Origin of the sequence: uncultured Winogradskyella sp. (assembly GCF_947495255.1) — a bacterium.
Lineage (GTDB): Bacteria > Bacteroidota > Bacteroidia > Flavobacteriales > Flavobacteriaceae > Winogradskyella.
The window spans coordinates 389,798-408,849 of record NZ_CANLYI010000002.1 but is presented as its reverse complement, the minus strand read 5'-3'; the positions used below and the strand labels follow the sequence as shown (position 1 = coordinate 408,849).

General features: G+C 32.5%; 13 protein-coding genes. 11 read left to right on the top strand and 2 right to left on the bottom strand.

Translation table 11 applies throughout. The annotated features are described in order from the left end of the window. Positions 1-12: 12 nt before the first annotated feature. From Q0807_RS04520 to Q0807_RS04480, 9 genes are all read left to right on the top strand, one after another. The gene (locus tag Q0807_RS04520) at positions 13-1,302 is read left to right on the top strand and encodes a glycosyl hydrolase family 17 protein (RefSeq protein WP_299106872.1); all 1,290 of its coding nucleotides are present in this window, start codon (positions 13-15) and stop codon (positions 1,300-1,302) included. Between the two features lie 2 nt (positions 1,303-1,304). After that, a complete protein-coding gene (locus Q0807_RS04515; protein WP_299106869.1) occupies positions 1,305-2,360 on the top strand; it encodes a glycoside hydrolase family 2 TIM barrel-domain containing protein in 1,056 nt (351 codons plus the stop codon). Positions 2,361-2,367: 7 nt separating this feature from the next. Then, positions 2,368-3,876 carry a glycoside hydrolase family 30 protein gene (locus Q0807_RS04510; RefSeq protein ID WP_299106868.1) on the top strand — a complete coding sequence of 503 codons (1,509 nt, stop codon included), beginning with the start codon at positions 2,368-2,370 and terminating at the stop codon, positions 3,874-3,876. 1 nt (position 3,877) lies between these two features. Then, positions 3,878-5,290 carry an MFS transporter gene (locus Q0807_RS04505; protein WP_299106866.1) on the top strand — a complete coding sequence of 471 codons (1,413 nt, stop codon included), beginning with the start codon at positions 3,878-3,880 and terminating at the stop codon, positions 5,288-5,290. A gap of 28 nt (positions 5,291-5,318) precedes the next feature. Beyond that, positions 5,319-6,203, top strand: coding sequence for a glycosyl hydrolase family 17 protein (locus tag Q0807_RS04500; RefSeq protein WP_299106864.1), 885 nt, complete (start codon positions 5,319-5,321; stop codon positions 6,201-6,203). Between the two features lie 87 nt (positions 6,204-6,290). Further along, complete coding sequence (locus Q0807_RS04495) at positions 6,291-9,578, top strand: VCBS repeat-containing protein (protein ID WP_299106862.1); 3,288 nt, start codon at positions 6,291-6,293, stop codon at positions 9,576-9,578. Positions 9,579-10,009: 431 nt separating this feature from the next. Further along, positions 10,010-11,737, top strand: a complete 1,728-nt coding sequence (locus Q0807_RS04490) for a T9SS type A sorting domain-containing protein (RefSeq protein WP_299106860.1) — start codon at positions 10,010-10,012, stop codon at positions 11,735-11,737. A 130-nt stretch (positions 11,738-11,867) separates the two neighbouring features. Further along, positions 11,868-13,982 (top strand): thioredoxin domain-containing protein, encoded by a 2,115-nt coding sequence (locus Q0807_RS04485; protein WP_367180233.1) that lies wholly within the window; start codon positions 11,868-11,870, stop codon positions 13,980-13,982. A 72-nt stretch (positions 13,983-14,054) separates the two neighbouring features. Continuing rightward, positions 14,055-15,059, top strand: coding sequence for a LacI family DNA-binding transcriptional regulator (locus Q0807_RS04480; protein WP_299106858.1), 1,005 nt, complete (start codon positions 14,055-14,057; stop codon positions 15,057-15,059). A 71-nt stretch (positions 15,060-15,130) separates the two neighbouring features. Here Q0807_RS04480 and Q0807_RS04475 read toward each other — a convergent pair whose 3' ends face one another. Further along, positions 15,131-15,556, bottom strand: coding sequence for a hypothetical protein (locus tag Q0807_RS04475; RefSeq protein ID WP_299106856.1), 426 nt, complete (start codon positions 15,554-15,556; stop codon positions 15,131-15,133). 219 nt (positions 15,557-15,775) lie between these two features. Here Q0807_RS04475 and Q0807_RS04470 point away from each other — a divergent pair, with 219 nt between their 5' ends. Beyond that, positions 15,776-17,101, top strand: coding sequence for a M20/M25/M40 family metallo-hydrolase (locus Q0807_RS04470; RefSeq protein WP_299106854.1), 1,326 nt, complete (start codon positions 15,776-15,778; stop codon positions 17,099-17,101). A gap of 4 nt (positions 17,102-17,105) precedes the next feature. Next, positions 17,106-17,708 carry an alpha-ketoglutarate-dependent dioxygenase AlkB gene (locus Q0807_RS04465; protein WP_299106852.1) on the top strand — a complete coding sequence of 201 codons (603 nt, stop codon included), beginning with the start codon at positions 17,106-17,108 and terminating at the stop codon, positions 17,706-17,708. Between the two features lie 11 nt (positions 17,709-17,719). Here the strand turns inward: Q0807_RS04465 and Q0807_RS04460 are convergent, their stop codons facing one another. After that, the gene (locus Q0807_RS04460; RefSeq protein WP_299106850.1) at positions 17,720-18,958 is read right to left on the bottom strand and encodes a glycosyltransferase N-terminal domain-containing protein; all 1,239 of its coding nucleotides are present in this window, start codon (positions 18,956-18,958) and stop codon (positions 17,720-17,722) included. Positions 18,959-19,052: the final 94 nt, after the last annotated feature.

Here is a 19,052-nt window from a genome sequence, read left to right as displayed (position 1 = left end):
AAAACACTAAGCATGAATAAGAGTTTAAAATTATCGGTTTTTGTTTTTGTAATACTTTTTATGTTTTCATGTAATGATGCAAAAAAAGAGAGTAAGGAAGAACCGGTTAAAGAAGAACAAGTTGTGAATGCAAAAGAGATATTAGGAAATCCAGATTATTTAGCGATTTCTTACGGTGGTTATAGACAAAAGGATAGAAATATTCAACCAACAATTCCAGAGCTTAAGGAAGATATGAAAATCTTAAGCGCAATGGGTGTAAAAGTGCTGAGAACCTATAATGTGCACTTTGACCAAGCGGCAAATCTTTTAAAAGCAATAGATGAATTAAAAATTGAAGATTCTGAATTTGAGATGTACGTAATGCTCGGTATTTGGATTGATTGTAAAAGCGCATTCAATTGGGAAAACGGAGAACCAGACCATAATCAAGAAAGTGAACGAAATCCGGTTGAAGTTAAAACTGCAGTTGCATTAGCAAAACAATATCCAGACATCGTAAAAATTCTTGCCGTTGGTAATGAAGCTATGGTAAAATGGGCAACAAGTTATTTTGTGCAACCGTGGATTATTTTAAAATGGGTAAATCATCTTCAAGAGTTAAAACAAAAAGGAGAGTTACCAGCAGATTTATGGATTACCAGTTCAGATGATTACACATCTTGGGGAGGAGGAGATGCTATTTATCATACAGAAGATTTAGTGAAGTTAGCGAATGCTGTAGATTATGTTTCTATGCATACCTATGCCTATCATAATTCGCATTATAATCCAGAATTCTGGAAAGTTCCTGAAAGTGAAGAAAGCTTAACTGATAAAGAAAAAATTGATGCAGCTATGTTGCGTGCATTAGATTTTGCCAAAACGCAATATGATTCAGTTTCAAATTACATGAAAAGTATTGGAGTTGATAAACCTATTCACATTGGTGAGACTGGTTGGGCATCAATTTCTGGAGGTCATTATGGTAAAAATGGCTCTAGAGCTACAGATGAATATAAACAAGGATTGTATTATAAGCATATGCGTAATTGGACGAATGAAGAAAACATCTCAGTTTTTTATTTTGAAGCTTTCGATGAACAATGGAAAGACGCAGAGCATGAACTAGGTTCCGAAAATCATTTTGGGTTAATTAACTTAAAAAGCGAAGCCAAATATCCATTATGGAATTTAGTAGATGACGGAACATTTGATGGTTTAACCAGAGATGGAAAACCAATTACTAAAACTTATAATGGGAATTTAGAAGAATTAATGAAAGATGTATTAGTGCCAAATACAGATTATCCAAGAGATTAATAATGAGAAAAATAGTAGTCATAGCCATAAGTTTTATTGTTTTTTTATCGTGTAAAAATGAATCTGAAAAAGCTACTGCTTCAGTTAATCCTGAAGTACAAGTAAGTGATGTTGTATCTGTTTCTGGGAGACAATTAATGGTAAATGATGAATCTTATTTAATTAAAGGTATTTGCTATCATCCAGTTCCAAAAGGAGCGTCTACTAAAAGAGATTTTGGGACTTTGATACAAGATTTAAAACTCATGGTCGAGGCCGGAATTAATACCATTAGAGTGTATTCGCCAATTGAAGAAGAACAAGTTTTAGATGAGATAAATAAAGCAGGCTTAAAAGTAATTATTGGCTTTGGTTACAATCAAGGTGGTAAAAATGATATTGTTTCAGGTTCATTTGTTGATTATGTCAATAAATACAAAAACCATAATGCTATTTTAATGTGGGAATTAGGTAACGAATATAACTATCATCCAGAATGGTTTGATGGTGATATAAAAAACTGGTACACTGCAATGAATGATGCTGCAGCATTAATTCATAAAAACGACCCTGCTCACCCTGTCACTACAGCACATGGCGATTTGCCAAAAGAATTAGCGAGTTCTATGAGTCCGAATATTGATGTTTGGGGAATGAACGTGTACCGTTCAGTTAGACCAGAAACTATTTTTAAAGAGTGGAAAGAAGTCAGTGATAAACCAATGTATTTATCAGAAACGGGAGCTGACAGCTACATGCAAATTGCTAAAGATGGCTATGCACAAGGTGTAAATGAATTAGCGCAAGCGGATGCTACAGATATTATTTTAAAGGCAACTTTTAAAGGTCAAGATATTTGTTCTGGAGTCACGTTATTTCAATTTACAGATGGTTGGTGGAAAGCCGGAAACAATAACGTCCAAGATACAGGTGGAGCTGCACCAAATAGTACAGGTGTCCCTTTTGATGGTAGCCCAAATGAAGAGTTTTGGGGTATTGTAGATATTGATAGAAATAAGAAAAAAGTATATGATGTTGTTAAAGACATTTATACTAATGTAAATAAAACAACTAATTAAAAAACACATGAAAACGATAAGATATAGCATATTAGCACTCTTAATTTTTACTGTAATGAGTTGTAATTCTGAAAAAAAAGAAAGTAAAAACTTAAATGTTGAGGTTTATGAAACTTCAGAAAGCGGGAATAAACTCACTAGAATTACCGAGTTTTCTAAAGTAGATTCTTCAGCGGTTATAAAATTATTACCAGAGCAAAAATTTCAAACTATAACAGGTTTTGGTGGTTCGTTTACGGAATCTTCAGCTTATTTATTAAACAAGTTGAGTAAAAGGAATCGCGATACTATTCTTCAAGCTTATTTTGCTGAAGATGGTGCACGTTATTCATTAACAAGGACTCATATTGCGTCTTGTGATTTTTCATTAAATAATTATACTTACGCACCAGAGGCAGATGATATGGAATTGAAAAGCTTCAATATTGAAGAGGACCGTGATGATTTAATTCCTATGATAAAAGATGCTCAGGCTATTTCTCAAGATGGATTTAAAATTATTTCTTCACCTTGGTCTTCACCACCATGGATGAAAGATAACAAAGCCTATGTTGGAGGAAAATTGTTACCTAAATACTACGATGTATTCGCATTATATTTTTCAAAATATTTAGAAGCTTATAAAGCCGAAGGGATTGATATTTGGGGACTGACGCCTGTTAATGAACCACACGGAAATGGGAATAATTGGGAAAGTATGCACTTTTCACCGGAAGAGGAAACTGATTTTGTGCAAAACCATTTAGGTCCTAAGTTAGAAGCTGACGGTTTTGGCAAAGTGAATATTCTAGGTTACGACCAAAATAGAGCTGGCTTAAATGACTGGGTAGATGCAATGTTTAAGGATGAAGCATCTTCAAAGTATTTTGCAGGTACAGCAATTCATTGGTACGAAAGTACATTTGATTACTTACCAGAAGCATTGCAATATGCACATAATAAAGCACCAAACAAATATCTTATTGAAACTGAAGGTTGTGTAGATTCTGAAATCCCGAAATGGGAAGATGATGCATGGTATTGGAAAAAAGAAGCTACAGATTGGGGTTGGGATTGGGCTTCGCCAGAAGACAAACACTTACACCCAAAATATGCACCAGTAAATCGTTATGCCAGAGATATCATTGGTTGCCTTAACAATTGGGTAGATGGATGGGTAGATTGGAACATGGTTTTAGATAAACAAGGTGGTCCAAATTGGTTCGAAAATTGGTGTGTTGCACCAGTCATTGTAGACCCAGTAGCTGATGAGGTGTACTTCACACCATTGTATTACACTATGTCTCATTTTAGTAAATACATAAGACCAGGAGCAGAAGTTATTGGTGTAGAAAATGCCGATGCCGATTTAATGGTGACTGCAGCTAAAAATCCAGATGGTTCAATTGCTGTTGTATTATTCAACGAAGGTAAAATGTCTAAAGGCTTTACGTTAATACTTGGTGAAGAAACGGTAAAAGTAAAGATTAATCAACAAGCTATTCAAACGATTTTAATTCCAACTAAAACTAAATAATATGTCCACATTAACCAATAAAGTTCCGTTAGGTCAAAAAGTTGCATTTGGATTGGGTATGCTCGCTAATCAAATGTTTCCCGCTGTTATTGGTATTTTTATTGTGGTATTGGTTAAAGATTTAGGTTTTCCAGGTTGGATGTGGGGCGTTATTTCCCTCGTTCCAAGACTTTTTGATGCCATTACAGACCCAATTATGGGTTATATCTCAGATAATACTAAATCGCGTTGGGGAAGACGTAGACAATATGTTTTTATCGGAGCCGTATTAATGGGTGTTGCCTTTGTAATTATGTGGCAGCTCTTTAGAGAAAATTCACTAGACTATAACTTTTGGTATTTCTTATTATGGTCGTTTGTGTTTTATTTAGGCTTAACGATTTTTAGCGTGCCTTACGTAGCAATGGGTTATGAAATGAGTGATGATTTTCATGAGCGTACAAGCATCATGGCAGTCGCACAATGGATTGGCCAATGGGCTTGGGTAATTGCACCTTGGTTTTGGGTTATTATGTACGATCCAGAATGGTATCCTACTGCTGATGTTGCAGTACGAGAATTGGCCATTTGGGTCGGAATTATATTTGCAATTTGCGCTATGGTACCAGCCATATTTATAAAAAGTAAATCCACAGTCAATGAAGATTATTCACCATTAACCTTGAAGAATATTGGTGGTAGTTTAAAAGAAATTGGAAATAATTTTGTGGAGGCATTCAAATCAGTGCCATTTAAAAAACTTTGTTTTGCTACATTTTTTGTTTTCAATGCTTTTAATACTGTAGCGAGTTTCACATTTTTTATTATCGTCTATTATCTTTTTAATGGCGATGCTGCAGCTGCAGGTATTTGGCCAACGTTATTTGGGAGTGTTGGTGCTCTAGTGACTACGTTTCTTGTAATTCCTATAGTCGCTAAAATGTCGAAAGTTCTAGGAAAGAAAAAAGCATTTATGGTATCACAAGGTATTTCAGTGATAGGTTATATTATGTTGTGGTTCTTATTTATTCCTGGAAAACCTTATATGTTTTTATTCGCATTGCCTTTCTTTTCTTTTGGAATAGGTGGCTTGTTTACTCTTATGATGTCTATGACGGCAGATGTAATAGATTTAGATGAACTAAAAACAGGTAAACGACGTGAAGGTGTTTTTGGTGCGATATACTGGTGGATGGTAAAATTTGGTTTTGGAATTGCAGGCGGATTAAGTGGAGCAATTTTGTCAATTATTGGGTTTGATTCTGCTATAGATGTGCAAACCGAAGGCGCTATTACTGGACTAAGATTATTCTTTACCGGATTTCCAATATTAGGAACTCTTGCTGCCATGTATATAATGCGTAACTATGATTTAACAGAAGAACGCTCTAATGAAATTAGGGCAGAATTAGATAGTCGTAAACCTGTAGAATAGTTAAGATATCAAAAGAAAACACTGAATTATGTCTATTAGAGAAGAGAAATTTTTTGCGTTAGGGTCTACAGAATGCGCTCATAAAGATATAAATGAGTTAAAAACTTTATATAAAGAATATTTATCTCAAGGCACACATGGACTTTGTTTTAGTCCTTATATGGATGGGCAAGAACCTGGTGATGAACTTTCGGAAGCTCAAATAAGAAGACGAATCGAAATCATAAAACCTTATACAAAATGGATTCGTTCATTCTCTTGTACTGAAGGTAATGAGCTAATTCCAAAAATAGCTAAAGAGTATGGCTTAAAAACATTAGTTGGTGCATGGTTAGGTGATGATAAGGAAATTAATAAAAATGAAATTGCTGGACTTATAGAATTAGCAAATCAAGGCTATGTAGATATTGCGGCCGTAGGTAACGAAGTAATGTATCGTGGTGATTTAACAGAAGAAGAACTGATTCAGCATATTTATAATGTAAAACAATCAATTAAGAATGTTCCGGTTGGGTATGTAGATGCATACTACGAGTTTGCTGACCGTCCTAATATCACAGAAGCCTGTGATGTTGTTTTAGCAAATTGTTATCCGTTTTGGGAAGGCTGCGACCAAGATTATGCTTTATTATATATGAAAGATATGTATAATAGAGCCTTAAAAGCAGGTCAAGGAAAAAAAGTAATTATTACAGAAACAGGTTGGCCAAATAAAGGTTCTAATCTATATGGTGCTTTTCCTTCAGAAGAAAATGCTATAAAGTATTTTATCAATTCCCAACAATGGTCTAAAGAGGAAGATATAGATATGTTCTACTTTTCATCTTTTGATGAATCTTGGAAGGTTGGTCCGGAAGGTGATGTTGGTGCTTCTTGGGGAATTTGGGATAAAAATGAACAACTTAAGTATTGACTATTCAACCGGTTTTTAATTATGAATAAATACTAGAGATTTCATAATTCCATATATTTACTATATTCAGATAATTCTATATTTATTATGAAGAACATTAAGATTCAATTTATAGTAGCAAGTACACTTTGCCTATTCCTTCTTAACTGCAATCAAAGGCCAAAAAGAGATTTATATCCTGAAACTTTAACAGGTGGTTTTGAACTATTATCAGCCGAAAGAACAGGAATAGATTTTAATAATGCTATTACAGAATCAGAGAAAGTAAATCATTTATACTACAACCAATTATATAGTGGAGCAGGTGTTGCCATAGGAGATATAAATAATGATGGTTTGCCAGATATTTTCTTTTGTGGTAATCAAGTTAGTGACAGATTATACTTTAATAAAGGGGATTTAAAATTTGAAAATATTACGAAATCATCTCGTGTAGCAAGAAATTCGGGTTGGTCTTGGGGAGTAACGATGGCAGACGTCAATAATGATGGATATCTAGATATTTATGTCAGTAGAAATGGTGAATCTATGAAGCCCGAAGATCGAAAAAATCAACTTTTAATAAATAATCAAGATTTGACTTTTACAGAGTCAGCTAGCCTTTATGGACTCGCAGATGCTGGGTTTTCTTCTCAAGCTGTATTTTTTGATATGGATAATGATGGTGATTTAGATATGTATCAAGTCAATCAACTTCCAGATGCTAGATTATTTAGACGTTATTCTAATATTCCTAAAAAACGTGAAGTATATTACAAAGACAAACTTTACAGAAATGACAATGGGAAATACAAGGATGTTTCAGAAGAGGTTGGGATTTCGCGAGACATGACCTATGGTTTAAGTGTTAGTGCTTCTGATTTTAATAATGATGGTTGGACAGATTTATACATCGCTAATGATTATGACAAGCCAGACATCTTATATTATAACAATGGAGATGGGACATTCAAAAACGTTACCGACGAAAAACTAAAACATATTTCTCAATTTAGTATGGGTACAGATACTGGTGATATTAATAATGATGGATTAATGGATTTAATCACATTAGATATGGCATCAGATGATCACTATAGATCTAAAACGAATATGGGATCTATGAGCGCTGAAAAATTTCATAAGCTGGTTGATGAAGGAAATCATTATCAATACATGGCTAATACACTTCAAGTAAATAATGGAAGTAGTTTTTCTGATATTGCTAATATTGCCAGAATATCTAAAACGGATTGGAGTTGGGCAGGTTTGTTAGTTGATTTAGATAATGATGGCTTAAAAGATATTATAATTTCAAATGGTGTTAAGAAAGACGTTAGAAATAATGATTTTTTAACAGGTTTAAATGAAAAGCTAAAGACCGATTCTCAAGATTTTTACGAAATGACAAAATCGGCACCTTCTGTACCTCTGTCTAATCATGCATTTAAAAATACAGGTAATTATAAATTTGAAAAAGTCGAAGAAAAATGGGGATTTGATACACCGAGTTTTTCTAGCGGAATGTCTTATGGAGATTTAGATAACGATGGCGATTTAGACGTTGTGGTAAATAACATGGAAGTTTCTGCATTTATTTATGAAAATAAAACCAATGGTAATTTTCTTAATATTAAATTAAAGGGTTCAGAAAAGAATACGTTTGGTTATGGTGTAAAAGCTATAATTCATCATAATGGTAAAACGCAAACGGCAGAGAATGTAGTAACTCGCGGTTACCTATCGTCTGTAGAATCTGGATTATTCTTCGGCTTAGGAAAAGATACAGAGGTTAATAAAGTTGAAGTTATTTGGCCAAACGGAAAAACTAATATAATTAAGAATGTTGGTGCAAATAAAGAACTGGTTGTTAGTTATGACGATGCTAAGATCACATCAAAAATTCAGGTTAGTAAAACGACAATATTCAATGAAGCTAAGGCTTCAGATATTGGTATTTCATTTGTTCATAAAGAAAATAGTTTTAATGAATATGAAGAAGAGGTTTTATTGCCTCATAATATTTCCCAGAATGGACCATTTACAGCAACAGCAGATATTAATAACGACGGATTAGAAGATTTATTTATTGGTGGTGCATTAGGTCAACAAGGTATACTTTATTTACAAAAAAGTGATGGTAGTTTTGTTGAGAGTTCATCTCAACCTTGGGCAAAAGACAAGGATTCAGAAGATCAAGGTGCTCTATTTTTAGATGTGGATGGTGATAGCGATTTAGATTTATATATCACTAGTGGAGGAAGTGAGTATCCTCAAGGTAGCAAATTATTAAAAGATAGATTATATATTAATGATGGTTTAGGGCAATTCATTAAAAACGATAAAGCATTACCTAATATTTTTGAAAGTACTATATGCGTTAAATCATCTGATATAGATAAAGATGGAGATTTAGATTTATTTGTTGGTACAAGACTTAAATCTGGACAATACGGTTTTCCTGCGAGTAGTTATATACTTATTAACACTAATGGTATCTACACTAGGGCTTCAAATGAAGTTGCTGTAGATTTAAATAACTTAGGAATGGTTACAGATGCTGTTTTCTCAGATATAGATAACGATGGTGATGAAGATTTATTAATTGTAGGCGAATGGATGGAAATCAATATTCTTGAAAATAATAAAGGAATTTTTGGAAATAGTGCAGATAAATTTGGTTTAAAAAATACAAGAGGTTTATGGTGGTCTATTAGCGCAAGTGATATAGATAACGATGGAGATGATGATTACATAATAGGAAACCTTGGACTAAATAATAAATTTAAAGCTTCAGTAGAGCATCCTTTTAAAGTATATGTTAATGATTTTGATGGCAACGGAACCAATGATGTCGTGCTTGCAAAATTCTATAAGGATGATTATGTGCCAATGAGAGGAAGAGAATGTACGAGTCAGCAAATGCCATATGTCGCCGAGAAATTTAAAGACTATCATAGTTTTGCCTCTTCAAAATTAATAGATATTTTGCCCGAAGATAAAGTTAAAGATGGTGTGGTTTATGAAATTTCAAATTTTGAAAGTATTATTTTAGTAAATGAAGATGGTCAATTAGTTAGAAAATCCTTACCTATTGAAGCACAGTTATCACCTATTAAATCTTCTATTGTGATGGATTTAAATAAAGATGGTAATAAGGATATCATAACATTTGGAAACCACTACGGAGTAGAAGTTGAAACAACACGTTATGATGCAGGTTTTGGAAATGTTCTTTTGGGTGATGGCAATAATAACTTTATAAATATGTCTGCAATAGAAAGTGGACTTTACATTTCTTTAGATAGTAGGGATGCTAAAATAATAAAACAAAGCAATAGTAATTTATTGGTTATTAGTAACAATAATGATTCGGTTTCTGTTTTTAAGTTTTAAAAATAAACGGTTATTTTATATTGTAACGACATTAAGTATTCCGTTTTTATATTAAAGTTTAATAAGGCAATTAATTATAATATGAGTTTTTTAAGTCAAATTACTATCTATGTTAGATTAAGGAAACACAACGGCTTTGTTATTAAACACTACATTACCCATACAAAGCTTAATTTATTTGTACAGTGTTGATTATTGTAAGATTAAAAAAATATCATCAATCCTTATGTTTGCTGGTCTTATTATTGATTTCATATAAAAAATAATGTTTTATTGAGATGTATGTATTTTGTAGTGAATATTTTTTGGATATCAGTAATATTTCAACTTAAATTTAATGCATTCAATAATTAGGCGGATTAGTTGGGTTTGCAAAACACATATTAAAAACCAAAATTATTGATTTTACTAATTAATTAAAACAACAAATTATGATGAAAAAAATTACTTTAATGTTTACGCTTTTGGTAGTGTCCTTTGGGTATTCACAATCCTTGCCATTTGATTTTAGTGACCCAATTCAATTGATGACAGGGCAAGAAGGAACTTCGGCAAGTTTAATTGATGACGCAGGTAACGATGTTATGGAAGTTGTGGGTGGAATGACAGATTGGGATCATGTAGCTATTACTTTCGCTGAGAATGTTGACCTTTCTGACGATAGTAATAATACTATGACGTTAAGAATTAAACCAACAACGGATCTAGGAACTAGAAACCACATTTTAAAATTTGAAGGTGGAGTAGATGGAGATGCTGCAACAGAGATGCCGTTTACAAGTACTGGTACAGATTGGCAAGATATCACTTTAGATATGCCAGCTGGAGCCGGAAATTATTCTAGCATGATTATTTTTACAGACGCAGGTGGAGGAACCGCTACAGGTACTTATTTAATAGATGATGTGGCTTGTAGTTGTGGTAACATTGCTCCACCACCAGCACCAGAAGCTATATTGCCAATAGATTTTAGTGATGCTTTTGAGTTGTTTGCGGCAGGTGGTTCTACACCTAGCTTAACAACAGATCCCCTAGATGCTACAAATGCTGTTATGCAAGTAGATGGAGGTGCAGGAGATTGGGATAATGTAACAATCAATTTTGCTCAAAATGTTGACCTTTCAGATGATACTAACAATACTATTACTTTTAGAATTAACCCGTTAAATGGTACAGGTAGTAATAATCACTTATTAAAGTTTGAACAAGGTACAACAGCACCTACCGAAGTTGCATTTACTACAACAGGGACTGGGTGGCAAGATGTAAGTTTAGATTTTCCTGCAGGTTTAGGTAATTATGCCTTAATGGTTTTATTTACTGACGCTGGTTCTACTGGTCAAGATGTTTATTTAGTTGACGATTTTGCAGGAGCTACAAATATTGTTCCCGTTGAGGATCCAGAAGCTGCACCTTTACCAACTTCTGTAGATGGTGACACTTATAGCATTTACAATGATACAAATGGTTATACAACAGTATTTCCAGTAATTTATTCTTTCGGAACAATTGATGGTGAACCAGATTTGGATTCAGGAGCAGGAGTTAATCAAGCTTTAAAATGTGATTTTTCTTTTTCAGGGTTTGGACAAGGAGAAGGTGGTCCAGATGATGTTTCAGCATACAATTTTGTGAATTTCATGTATTGGGCTGCACCAGGTGTACCTGGTTTTCAGTTCAGAATGATTAGTAATGATGGAGGTGTTGGAGAATATGCTTATGAAATAGGAACACAAGAAGCTGTTGTAACTGGTCAATGGACTCAGGTATCAATACCAATGTCTTATTTTACAGGTTTAGGCTTTTCCAGTACTAACTTTTTTCAATGGAAGGTTGAAGCATTTATGGAAGTTGTAACAGATCCAGGAATTGTATTTATTGATAATATTATTTTAACGCAAACCGCATTATCTGTTAATCAGTTTGATACGGCTCAATTTAGTGCTTACCCTAATCCTACAAATAATGATTGGAATATCTCTAGTAGTGTGCGTATAAACACTATTTCTGTATTTGATGTTTTAGGAAAGGAAGTGATTTCTTTAGCGCCTAACGCAAATGAAGCTGTAATTGATGCTTCGTCATTAAAAACAGGAATGTATTTTGCTAAAATAGAAGGTGATAATGGTTCAAAAACCGTAAAATTGATTAAAGAATAAGATTAATAGCAATAAATTTATCTTTTTAAAAAAGTGTGTTTATATTATTTAAACACGCTTTTTTTATTAATTAACCTTGGATGTTTTAACTTAGTAGTGAAATCATCATTGAAAAATTAAATTGTATAGATTGAAAAGAATAGTTTACATCATACTTGTAGTTATATTTAATATGAGTTGCTCTCAAAGCAACCAATCTGCAGATATTAATATTGAAAAAAAGGCCAACGATTTAATTAAAGAAACGAGTCCTTATTTACTTCAACACGCTTATAATCCGGTAAATTGGAAGGCTTGGAATAATGAATCTTTAGAACTAGCAAAAGTGGAAAATAAATTAATTGTTATTTCTGTAGGTTATTCGGCTTGTCATTGGTGCCATGTAATGGAAGAAGAAAGTTTTGAAAACGATTCTATAGCAAAACTCATGAATGAAAATTTTATTAATATAAAAGTAGATCGTGAGGAACGACCAGATGTTGATCAAGTTTACATGAATGCCGTTCAATTAATGACAGGAAGTGGTGGTTGGCCATTAAACTGTATAGCTTTACCAGATGGAAGACCTGTTTTTGGAGGAACTTATTTCACAAAGAAACAATGGTCAAAAATTTTAAAGGATATGTCTAAGCTATACAAAGATGATCCAGAAAAAGTTATTGCCTTTGCAGAACAACTGACTGAAGGAGTAAAAAAATCTGACTTAATTACTATTAATAAAGAAGAGATTCAATTCAATCCATTGGCAATGAAAACAATGGTGAAGCAATGGAGAACTTCTTTAGATTTTAAGAATGGTGGGCGAGAAAAGGCACCTAAATTTCCAATGCCTAGTAATTTAAATATTTTGTTACGTTATAGTTTTCAATATGAAAATGAACAGATTCAAAATTATGTGATTAACACATTAAGTAAAATGGCCAATGGCGGATTGTATGATCAAATTGGAGGTGGTTTTTCAAGATATTCAGTAGATGAAAGATGGCATGTGCCTCATTTTGAGAAAATGCTTTACGATAACGCACAGTTAGTGAGTCTCTATTCTAAAGCGTATCAATTAACAAAAAATGAAGATTTTAAAAAAGTTGTCATTGAAACCATAGATTTTATTGAAAAAGAACTCACGCAAAGGGATGGTGCATTTTATTCGTCATTAGATGCAGATAGTTATAATGCTGATGGAGAATTGGAAGAAGGTATGTTTTATACTTGGACTTCAGAAGAATTAAAAGAAATTCTAAAAAGTGATTACAGTTTATTCAAGTCTTATTACAATATCAATGCCACTGGAAAGTGGGAAAAAGGCCAATACATTCTGTATAAAACAAAAACGGATGTTGAGTTTTCAAAATCTAACAATTTAGAATTACTAGAATTAGAAACTAAAATTCTGTCATGGAAAAATACACTCTATAAAGTAAGAAGTAGTAGAAATCGACCAAGAACTGATGATAAAATACTTACCTCATGGAATGCACTAATGCAAAAGGCTTACATTGATGCTTATCGTGTTTTTGGAAATTCGTCCTATCTAGAAAAGGCTATAAAAAACGCAAGTTTTATTAAAGAAAATCAAATTAACGCAGATGGTTCAATGTTTCATAATTTTAAAAATGGAAAAAGTACAATTGCTGGCTTTTCTGAAGATTATGCACATGCAATAGCAGCTTTTATAGAATTGTATCAAGCTACTTTTAATGAAGAATGGTTAAATTCTGCAAAGCAATTGGCGGATTATTCAATACAGCACTTTTTAAATAAAGAGAGTAGTATGTTTTATTTTACTTCAGATAAAGAAGAGAATTTAATAGCCAGAAAAACGGAAGTTTATGATGATGTAATTCCTTCCTCTAATTCTGTTTTAGCAGAGAGTTTATTCAAATTAGGGCATTATTATTCAAATAAAGAATATTCAGATTTAGCGAAGCAGATGTTAAGTAATATGAATGAAGATATAGAAGAATCACCATCTTCGTATTCAAATTGGTTAGTTTTGTATCTAAATTATTCTAATCCTTTTTATGAAGTTGGAATATCTGGAGATAATGCACAAGACAAATTGAAAGAACTAGATCAATCATATTTACCAAATGTCTTAATCTCTGGTGCTAAAGCTAAAAGTGAGTTACCTTTATTACAAAATAAATATATTGAAGGAGAAACTTATGTTTACGTTTGCGTAAATGGTACTTGTAAAATGCCAGTAACAAGTACTGAAAAAGCTTTAAGCCAAATATTAAAATAATCATTTTAATTAAACAAATATTTTTAAAAAGGTATAATTAGTAGTATCTTTTTTATTTAAAATAGAACTATAATGACAACACTCAAAGAATTAGCTGCGCTCTTAAATATTTCTGTATCAACAGTTTCTAAGGCTTTAAATGATAGTCATGAGATTAGTGAAAACACTAGGATACGTGTTAAAGAATTAGCAACAAAGCTTAATTATAAACCGAATAGAATTGCACAGCAATTAAAAACAAATAAGTCTAAAACAATTGGTGTGATTCTCCCAACAGTTACGAATCCATTTTTTGCAGAGGTTTTACATGGTATCGAGATGGCTGCAACAGACAGTGATTATGATATTATTGTTTGCCTTTCTAATGAAACTTTGCATAAAGAAAAACGTAGTTTGGAGTTGTTGTCTAATGGAAGTGTTGATGGGTTTATAATGGCTGTGGCAAGAGAAAGTCAAGTAAAAAAGCAAACGGATCATATTAAGGATATTATTAATAGTAAACTACCTGTATTAATGTTTGATCGTGTGGTAAATGAAATTGAATGTAGTAAAGTTATAGTCGATGATTTTCAATCTGTTTATGAAGCTACCGAACATTTAATTGTAAAAGAGAATAGAAAAAACATTTTATTAGTAAGCAATATAGAAGAATTAAGTGTTGGTAAACTTAGAATCGAAGGTTGCGCTAAAGCTGCAGCAGATCATAATCTAAAACTAGATATTTTAAAACTAGATCACGCATTAGATGCAGATGTAGAGACTAAAATTTATAATTATTTAAAAGAACATCAATCCATTGATGCGATACTTTCAATAGATCATGTTACCGGAATAGTTGCTATTAATATGGCTAAAAAATTGGGAAGAGATATACCTAAGGACTTATCTGTAGTAGGTTTTGGATATGAGCACACACAATTATTATCGAGTCCTAAAATTTCAATAATTCATCAGAAAGCACATAAAATAGGAGAAATGTCTACAAAACTACTTATTGATCATATAAACGATGAGGATTTAAATATACAGACCATAATAGTGCCAAGTGAATTAAAATTTAACGAGTCTGTTAAATAATAAATTTAAATATTGAGCATAAAAAAAGGCCTGATTAAATCAGACCTTTTTTTATTTGTTATAAAGGAATATTAAAGACCTTTAACTTTATTTGCAGCGGCATCAACAGCGTCAGTACCTGCTTTTTTAGCAGAATCTACAGCATCTTTACCAGTTTCTTTAGCGCTATCTACTGCACTGTTAGCAGCATCTTTTACGCTATCTACTGCATCACCAGCAGCTTCTTTTGCACTGTCTACAGCATTACCTGCAGCATCAACAGCTCCATCAGCAGCATCACCTACAGCTTCTCCTGCAGCATCAACAGCATCTCCTGCAGCATCAACAGCTCCTTCAGCAGCGTCACCTACAGCATCAGCAGCATCACCTACAGCTTCTCCAGCAGAATCAGCAGCGTTTTCAACAGCGTCAGCAGCGTTTTCAGCAGTTTCTCTACAAGAAGTGAATGATAAACCTAATACGGCAACTAGTGCTAAACTTAATACAACTTTTTTCATTTTAATAGTTTTAGTGTTAATTTTTGTTAATGTACGAAAATACTAATTTCAAAGTAATTTTAACATAATTTTTTAATTATTCTTCGTACATCTTTTGTATATACGTGTATGAAAATGGATTTGGACTATATTTCTATATTATTTTTTCATTTTTCTTTTGCCTTTCATACTAATATTGAAATTATATTTACCAAGTAAAACATTTACAATAGTTTAAATATGAAGAATCTCATTCTTAATTATAAGGTCTTATTACTAATAGCAACTTTCGGTTTTTCAATTTTAAGTTTTTCTCAAAATAATAGAAAAGAAAAAAACATTGTGGCTGCTGTAGATAACCATTCTAAAAGTGCTATTGAGTTGATTAAGAAATCAGTCAATATTAATAGTGGTACTATGAATTTTGAAGGTGTAAAGGAAGTTGGACTTTTATTTAAAATAGAATTAGATAAGTTAGGATTTAAAACAGAATTAACAAATGGTGAAGCCTACGGTAGAGCAGGTCATTTAATTGCTACTAAAAAGGGGAAAAAAGGTCCAAATTTTTTAATGATAGGACATTTAGATACGGTTTTTGAATTAGATAGTTCATTGCAAGAATATACGATGCATAACGATTCTATTATGAAAGGTCCTGGAGTTGCAGACATGAAAGGAGGAGACGTAATAATTATTTTAACCATGCAAGCCTTGAAGAAAGCAGGTGTCTTGGATGATATGAATATTGAAATAATAATGACGGGTGATGAAGAAAAAAGTGGCAAGCCACTAGAGTTGTCCAAAAAGGATTTAATTGATGCATCTAAACGTGCAGATATTGCTTTAGGGTTTGAAAATGGAGATAACAATCCAAAAACAATAGTTGTAGCAAGGAGAGGTTCTACAGATTGGAAACTAACAGTGACGGGAAATCCGGCACATTCGTCACAGATATTTACAGACGAAATAGGTACAGGTGCAATTTATGAAACTTCAAGAATTTTAAATGAGTTTTATATTCAATTAGCAAAAGAAAAAGATTTAACCTTTAATCCTGGTTTTATTATAGGAGGCACTAATTTAAAACCAGATGATAATGGAACAGGAGGTCATGCTTTTGGGAAAACCAATGTAGTTTCGCAAGAGACTATAGTTCGAGGTGATTTAAGAGCTGTCTCTTTGGAGCAATTAGAAAAAGCAAAAGAAACAATGCAAACGGTAGTTTCAGATAACTACCCAAAAACAAATGCGACACTAGAGTTTTCTTCTGGTGGATATCCACCATTATCATTAACAGATGGAAACACAGAATTGTTAGGATATTTTAATACCGTAAGTGAGGATTTAGGCTTTGGTTCTGTAACCGCAGTAAATCCAAGAAATGCTGGTGCAGCTGATATTTCATTTACATCAGAATATGTGGATATGGCTATTGATGGCTTAGGGTTAACAGGTGGAGGAGGTGATCATACCATCAATGAATCTGGAAATTTAAATACTGTAGCAACACAAGCAAAAATAACAGCAGTTTTAATGTATAGATTGGTGAATTCTAAATTTAAATAAAAAAATGGATTTATTTAATACAGAAATGATGACTAATCGTTTACCATATGATGGAGAAGTCTATTATTACGGTTCAATAATGCCTATTGATAAATCACAAGATTATTACAATAAATTACTGCAACATATTAATTGGGAAAATGATAAAGCTATAATTTTCGGAAAATTAATTGTTACAAAACGAAAAGTAGCTTGGTATGGAGATCAGCCATTTAATTACACCTATTCTAAAACTACTAAATCAGCTTTAACTTGGAATAAAGAACTTCTAGAACTAAAAGAATTGGTGGAAAATAAAACAGGAGAATCATTTAATTCGTGTTTACTCAACTTGTATCACAATGGAGATGAAGGCATGGCTTGGCATAGTGATGGAGAAAAAGATTTAAAAAAGAACGGAGCTATAGCCTCTTTAAGTTTTGGAGCTGAACGCAAATTTTCTTTCAAGCATAAAGTAACCAAACAAAATGTTTCTTTTCAATTAGAAAAAGGTGGTTTGTTAGTGATGACAGGAGAAACGCAAACCCATTGGTTACATCGATTACCACCAACAAAAAAAGTAAAAACACCAAGAATAAATTTGACTTTCAGAACTATAAAATCCTAATTTGACTGAATTTAGGATTCTAAATATTCCATAATCTTAATAACAGCTCCTCTGTTTTTATCGATATAATCCTTAGTGATTTTACCTTGGTTATTTCTTGAGGTTTCATCTGTAATCAAATCATTTAATTTAGAGTTAAAAACAACAGAGTTTGATATACTAGTAACACCTCCCAATTCAATTAGCCTTATAGCTTCTGGGAAGTTTTTATAATTTTCACCGATAAGAATCGGAATTTCAAAAACAGCTGGCTCCAATATATTGTGTAGGCCAGTTGTGCCAGCGCCACCACCAACATAAGCGATATCTGCGTAGCTATATACTTTACCTAAATAGCCAATTGTATCTAAAATAAAGACTTTATAATCCTCTAAATTGTCAGTATCGGTTAAGTCAGAAAAACAAATAGTTTTTACTTTTAACTGCGCTTTAAGTGAAGTAACATAACTCGCCTTTATGTTATGTGGCGCAATCACAAATTTAACTTCGGTATTGGTGTTATTATTTATAAAGTCGAGGTATAACTTATCATCGTCTGGCCATGTGCTTCCAAAAACAACGCATAGTTTTTCGTTTTTAAATTTTTCAATAAATGAAACAGTATTATCGACTTTTAGTTGATTTGTAACCCGGTCAAAACGTGTGTCTCCAGAAACTGAGACGGAATTATAGTTAATGCTTTCAAGTAACAATTTCGAATTTTCGTTTTGCGTAAAAATATGTTTAAACCCAAATAAAGCAGATTTTGTATAACTACCATACCATTTAAAAAATGATTGATCTTTTCTAAATGCAGCAGAAATTAGAATGGCATTTAAGTTGCGCTTCTTTATTTCATGTAAAAAGTTAGGCCAAATTTCATATTTAACGAAAAAAATATAATTTGGTCTTACTAGGTCTAAAAATTGTTTTGCATTTGCTTTTGTATCTAATGGAAGATAAACCACAACATCAGCAATTTTTGTGTTTTTTCTTATTTCATATCCAGAAGGAGAAAAGAATGATAATACAACTTTATAATTAGGATGTTTAGCTTTTAAAGCTTCAAAAATAGGTAAACCTTGTTCGTATTCACCCAAAGATGCACAATGAAACCAAAAAGTATTATCTTCTTGATTGAGACTGCTTTTAAGTTTAGAAAAAGTGTCTTTTCTACCATCATCACCTTGTTTCAATTTAGTATTGAATAAAGCTGCAACTTTTATGATAATATTTGCGATGTAGATTCCTATGGAGTAGATTCCTTTCAAAAATAAATATTTATGCTAAAATACATTTCTTTCAATTAATTGCGTTGTCATAGCCATTACAATTTCGTACTTTCGCTAAGAGCTATTAAGCTTT

Excerpts from the sequence above, each read along its gene's own strand:
- Q0807_RS04520 (WP_299106872.1), top strand. The coding sequence starts at position 13 with ATGAATAAGAGTTTAAAATTATCGGTTTTTGTTTTTGTAATACTTTTT.
- Q0807_RS04515 (WP_299106869.1), top strand. The coding sequence starts at position 1,305 with ATGAGAAAAATAGTAGTCATAGCCATAAGTTTTATTGTTTTTTTATCG.
- Q0807_RS04510 (WP_299106868.1), top strand. The coding sequence starts at position 2,368 with ATGAAAACGATAAGATATAGCATATTAGCACTCTTAATTTTTACTGTA.
- Q0807_RS04505 (WP_299106866.1), top strand. The coding sequence starts at position 3,878 with ATGTCCACATTAACCAATAAAGTTCCGTTAGGTCAAAAAGTTGCATTT.
- Q0807_RS04500 (WP_299106864.1), top strand. The coding sequence starts at position 5,319 with ATGTCTATTAGAGAAGAGAAATTTTTTGCGTTAGGGTCTACAGAATGC.
- Q0807_RS04495 (WP_299106862.1), top strand. The coding sequence starts at position 6,291 with ATGAAGAACATTAAGATTCAATTTATAGTAGCAAGTACACTTTGCCTA.
- Q0807_RS04490 (WP_299106860.1), top strand. The coding sequence starts at position 10,010 with ATGATGAAAAAAATTACTTTAATGTTTACGCTTTTGGTAGTGTCCTTT.
- Q0807_RS04480 (WP_299106858.1), top strand. The coding sequence starts at position 14,055 with ATGACAACACTCAAAGAATTAGCTGCGCTCTTAAATATTTCTGTATCA.
- Q0807_RS04475 (WP_299106856.1), bottom strand. The coding sequence starts at position 15,556 with ATGAAAAAAGTTGTATTAAGTTTAGCACTAGTTGCCGTATTAGGTTTA.
- Q0807_RS04470 (WP_299106854.1), top strand. The coding sequence starts at position 15,776 with ATGAAGAATCTCATTCTTAATTATAAGGTCTTATTACTAATAGCAACT.
- Q0807_RS04465 (WP_299106852.1), top strand. The coding sequence starts at position 17,106 with ATGGATTTATTTAATACAGAAATGATGACTAATCGTTTACCATATGAT.